We start from the raw sequence: 4,842 nt of genomic DNA on the forward strand, positions 1-4,842 counted from the left end.
GCCTGGCGGCTTTAGCGCGGTGGTCCCACCTGACCCCATGCCGAACTCAGAAGTGAAACGCCGTAGCGCCGATGGTAGTGTGGGGCCTCCCCATGCGAGAGTAGGGAACTGCCAGGCATCAAATAAACAAACAAGCCTCATGCGAAAGCATGGGGCTTTTTTGGGTTTCTCGCCTGCTAAAATACATACCCGTATTAACTGCACTCCCTCTCAAACTGCATATTTTTATTAGATAGCGATAATAGCTGTTTAATATCCCCCCAAATTACGACCGATAACTGCACAAAACTCGATGAATTCACCACTGTTTGCGGCGATAAAATCCTCAACTCACCCCTGATGAATCGGGTACACTACCCGCAGTTTAATATTTAAAGGTTTTATTATGTCCTGCCAGCAGCATTCATTAAAAACATGGAACACATTCAGCCTCGACGCCTGTGCCAACAAGATCAGCGTGGCAGAAAGTGCCGAGGCTCTTTGCCAATTTTGGCAGCAGAGCACCGATCAAAATGAACCTGTATTACTGCTGGGAGAAGGAAGCAACGTACTGTTTCTGGGAGATTTTTCTGGCCAGGTAATCATTAACCGCATCAAAGGCATTTGCGTATCTGAAACGGCTGATGCATGGTCTCTGCACGTGGGCGCGGGTGAGAATTGGCACCAGCTGGTTGAAACGTCTCTGGAGCAGGGACTCTCTGGTCTGGAAAATCTGGCATTAATTCCGGGCTGCGCCGGTTCAGCGCCGATTCAAAATATTGGTGCTTACGGCGTCGAGCTGGATCGGGTCTGTGAATATGTGGATATCGTTAGGCTCTCCGACGGTGTACAGCAGCGTTTAACTGCCGCCGAGTGCCTGTTTGGCTACCGTGACAGTGTATTTAAACACCAGTATCGCGAAGGGTATGCCATTATCGCTGTCGGGCTGCGCCTGGCAAAAATCTGGCAACCGGTGCTGAGCTATGGCGATCTGCGTAATCTTGACCCGCTGACGGTTACGCCGCGCGAAGTGTTCAACGCCGTCTGCCAGATGCGGCGCAGCAAATTACCCGATCCCAAAGTGACGGGTAATGCCGGGAGTTTCTTCAAAAACCCGCTGGTGAGCGCTGAAGTTGCCGCTAAATTGCAAGCACAGTATCCCCATATTCCGCTTTATCCTCAGCTCAATGGCGATGTAAAGTTGGCCGCCGGTTGGCTGATCGATCAGTGTGACTTAAAAGGTTTCCATATTGGTGGAGCGGCCGTGCATGCCCAGCAGGCGCTGGTGCTGATTAACGCCAACGAAGCGACGGGGCAGGACATCGTGAACCTGGCCCGGACCGTACGTCAGCGCGTGGCAGAGAGATTCAACGTCTGGCTGGAGCCTGAAGTGCGCTTTATCGCAGCACAAGGCGAAACAGATGCCGTAGAGGTTATTGCATGAAAGACAACACCGTACCGTTAACGCTGATTGGTATTCTGGCAGATGGAGAGTTCCATTCTGGTGAGCAGCTGGGCGAGCAGCTAGGCATGAGCCGCGCAGCAATCAATAAGCATATACAAACGCTGAAAGAGTGGGGCATTGATGTCTTCACAGTGACCGGCAAAGGCTATAGCCTGCCCGCGGCCATGCAGTTATTGAATGAACAGGCCATTAATGCCCGGCTGGATAACGGGCGCCTGGCGGTAATCCCAGTGATTGACTCCACTAACCAGTATCTGCTGGATCGCATGGATACGCTGCAATCTGGCGACGCCTGCGTAGCCGAATATCAGCAGGCTGGGCGTGGTCGTCGAGGTCGTCAGTGGTTTTCACCCTTTGGCTCTAACCTCTATCTGTCTATGTACTGGCGTCTTGAACAAGGTCCGGCGGCTGCCATGGGGCTGAGCCTGGTCATTGGGATTGTGCTGGCGGAAGCATTACAGGAGCAGGGCGCGCCCGATATTCGTGTGAAATGGCCGAATGATATCTACCTGGACGATCGTAAACTGGCCGGTATCCTCGTTGAATTGACGGGGAAAACCGGGGATGCCGCGCAGATCGTGATAGGCGCCGGAATAAATCTTGCTATGCGTGCACCCGCTGCCGACGTCATCAATCAGGGCTGGATCAACCTGCAGGAAGCCGGAGTCAGCGTAGATCGTAACGCGCTCTCTGCGCTGATCGTTAATAAAATGCGCACCGCGCTCGTCGAGTTTGAGCAGGAAGGGCTGGCACCGTTTATTGAGCGCTGGGCGCGGCTTGATAACTTTATTAATAGGCCGGTAAAACTGTTAATTGGCGATCGGGAAATATTCGGCATTGCCAGAGGAATTGATCAGCAGGGTGGCTTGATTCTGGAACAGGATGGCGTTAGAAAGTCTTGGGTTGGCGGGGAAATATCGCTGCGACCGCAGAGTTAAAAAAAAGGGCCTCAGGCCCTTTTTTTATTTGCGTAATCTGACCAGGTCAACCGCATGACCGATACTCTTGGTCATTATCAGGCTGGCACGCTCACGCGTAGGAAGGATGTTTTCCTTGAGATTCAAATAGTTGATCTCTTTCCATAACTGGCTGGCGACACCTACCGCCTCGTCTTCAGGCAGCTGTGCGTAGTGGTGGAAATAAGAGTCGGGATCGGTAAACGCGCCCTGACGGAATTTCAGGAAACGATTGATATACCAGTGCTCTAATAAATCTTCCGGCGCATCGACATAAATCGAGAAATCAACGAAGTCTGAAACAAATACGTGATGCGGATCGTGGGGATAATCCATCCCACTCTGCAATACATTAAGACCTTCCAGAATCAAAATATCCGGCTGCTTAACGACTTTATCCCCATCAGGAATCACATCATAAATCAGATGCGAATAGACCGGCGCAGTGACCTGCGCAGCACCGGATTTCAGGTCGGAAACAAAGTTCACCAGGCGGTGCATGTCATAAGAGAGGGGAAAGCCCTTTTTCTTCATCAGGCCGCGCTCTTTCAGCACCGCATTTGGATGAAGAAAACCATCAGTGGTTATCAACTCGACCCGACGATGCTCCGGCCAGCGGCTGAGTAAGGCCTGCAGCACGCGCGCAGTTGTGCTCTTCCCGACGGCGACGCTGCCTGCAATGCTGATGATATAAGGGATCTTCTGTCCTTTGGTGCCGAGGAACTGCTCCAGTACTGTCTGCCGACGCGAATTTGAACTGATATAGAAATTCAACAGACGAGACAAAGGCAGATAAATCTCCGCCACTTCTTCCATGGAGAGATCTTCGTTAATGCCTTTCAGACGGGCAATCTCGTCTTCAGAAAGGGTCATTGGCACCGAATCACGCAGCGCCGCCCACTGGGAGCGATTGAACTGGAGGTAAGGCGTAGTTAACAAGGAGTCTTTTTTGCTCATATGCGTGCTTCTGCCAGCAATTAATGCCCCTTTAATAGGCTCGCCTGTTAATGACAGTGAGTAGCGCCCGCTGCCAGGCATGCATACTAAGGGAAATTTCATCAAACAATGGGCGGAGGGTATCACCAGACGGGGATGAATAAGAAGGAAAAAAGATGCTCAGCGGATGCAAACGTAACCGCACCCGCATTAATGATATTTTTAGCGGGCAATCGCAGAGGCAATGCCAAAAGGCACACACCGAGCAAAAATAAAGCAACAGTTGGCCGAATGCATGCTGCCGGAAAGATTTCCTGCGAAAAGTTTTATCGCAGAGGAGACGCTGCGGTTAGCTGATAAACGTAAAAAGTGATGTTTGTTTGAACGAAATTACTGCGCAAGAGTGCCATATTGCGTAGAATTGCACAAATAGTAAGCGTAAGAACATTTATCGCAATTTTTTTGTTGCATCCTGCGCCCGGTCTTCCTAGAATGCGCACCACTTGATGCCGGCTTAGCTCAGTTGGTAGAGCAACTGACTTGTAATCAGTAGGTCACCAGTTCGATTCCGGTAGCCGGCACCATCAAGTAACGAAATACCCCAGGTGGGGTTCCCGAGCGGCCAAAGGGAGCAGACTGTAAATCTGCCGTCATCGACTTCGAAGGTTCGAATCCTTCCCCCACCACCATTTCGACCCAGCTTTCAGGGGTTGAGACCAGAAGAGAGAATCATCACTCGACTGGGAAGATGGCTTCCTCCAAAAGGTTGTTCATCAAGATTTCCGACTGAGCTCAAGCACAGTCAAAGTCAGCAAGCTAAGGCGGGTTGACTGGAACAGCGAAGAGGGCATCTTCTTAGTTGTTCAAGCTACAGACAGAACAGGTAGCCGAGTTCCAGGATGCGGGCATCGTATAATGGCTATTACCTCAGCCTTCCAAGCTGATGATGCGGGTTCGATTCCCGCTGCCCGCTCCAAGCCGTGCTGATATGGCTCAGTTGGTAGAGCGCACCCTTGGTAAGGGTGAGGTCCCCAGTTCGACTCTGGGTATCAGCACCACTTTCAAAATCTCCCTCCCTGCTTCTTATCTCTGTAAATTAAATTCAAAAATTCAACGATTCAGGCGATGCCTGGTTGATGTGGTGATATCACCGATTAATCCGTGTCTTAGAGGGACAAGCGATGTCTAAAGAAAAATTTGAACGTTCCAAACCGCACGTCAACGTTGGTACTATCGGCCACGTTGACCACGGTAAAACTACCCTGACTGCTGCTATCACCACCGTTCTGGCTAAAACCTACGGCGGTTCTGCTCGTGCGTTCGACCAGATCGATAACGCGCCAGAAGAAAAAGCACGTGGTATCACCATCAACACTTCCCACGTTGAATATGACACCCCAACTCGCCACTACGCGCACGTTGACTGCCCAGGCCACGCCGACTATGTGAAAAACATGATCACCGGTGCTGCTCAGATGGACGGCGCGATCCTGGTTGTTGCTGCGA

4 protein-coding genes, 4 tRNA genes and 1 rRNA gene are annotated in these 4,842 nt (G+C 51.2%); 8 read left to right on the forward strand and 1 reads right to left on the reverse strand.

The window, feature by feature from the left end; genetic code table 11:
* Position 1: 1 nt before the first annotated feature.
* The 3 genes from rrf (at position 2) to birA (ending at position 2,382) form a co-directional block, all read left to right on the forward strand.
* Positions 2–117, forward strand: a 5S ribosomal RNA gene (gene rrf, locus ID864_RS23565).
* 268 nt (positions 118–385) lie between these two features.
* Positions 386–1,423: a UDP-N-acetylmuramate dehydrogenase gene (gene murB / locus ID864_RS23570; RefSeq protein WP_048914304.1), complete on the forward strand. Its 1,038-nt coding sequence runs from the start codon at positions 386–388 to the stop codon at positions 1,421–1,423.
* Positions 1,420–2,382, forward strand: a complete 963-nt coding sequence (birA, locus tag ID864_RS23575) for a bifunctional biotin--[acetyl-CoA-carboxylase] ligase/biotin operon repressor BirA (RefSeq protein WP_099755203.1) — start codon at positions 1,420–1,422, stop codon at positions 2,380–2,382. The genes murB and birA overlap by 4 nt, the downstream gene beginning before the upstream one ends.
* A 24-nt stretch (positions 2,383–2,406) precedes the next feature.
* Here the strand turns inward: birA and coaA are convergent, their stop codons facing one another.
* Entirely contained in the window at positions 2,407–3,357 is a 951-nt protein-coding gene (coaA, locus tag ID864_RS23580) for a type I pantothenate kinase (protein ID WP_048914306.1), read from the reverse strand.
* A 487-nt stretch (positions 3,358–3,844) separates the two neighbouring features.
* Here coaA and ID864_RS23585 point away from each other — a divergent pair.
* The 5 genes from ID864_RS23585 to ID864_RS23605 form a co-directional block, all read left to right on the forward strand.
* Positions 3,845–3,920 (forward strand) — tRNA-Thr (locus ID864_RS23585).
* Between the two features lie 20 nt (positions 3,921–3,940).
* Positions 3,941–4,025, forward strand: a tRNA-Tyr gene (locus ID864_RS23590).
* Positions 4,026–4,237: 212 nt separating this feature from the next.
* Positions 4,238–4,312, forward strand: a tRNA-Gly gene (locus tag ID864_RS23595).
* Positions 4,313–4,318: 6 nt separating this feature from the next.
* Positions 4,319–4,394, forward strand: a tRNA-Thr gene (locus tag ID864_RS23600).
* 123 nt (positions 4,395–4,517) lie between these two features.
* A partial coding sequence (locus tag ID864_RS23605) for a GTP-binding protein (protein ID WP_261392638.1) occupies positions 4,518–4,842 on the forward strand: 325 nt, incomplete at its 3' end.

The sequence above is a fragment of the Erwinia aphidicola genome (assembly GCF_014773485.1).
Classification (GTDB): Bacteria; Pseudomonadota; Gammaproteobacteria; order Enterobacterales; family Enterobacteriaceae; genus Erwinia; species Erwinia aphidicola.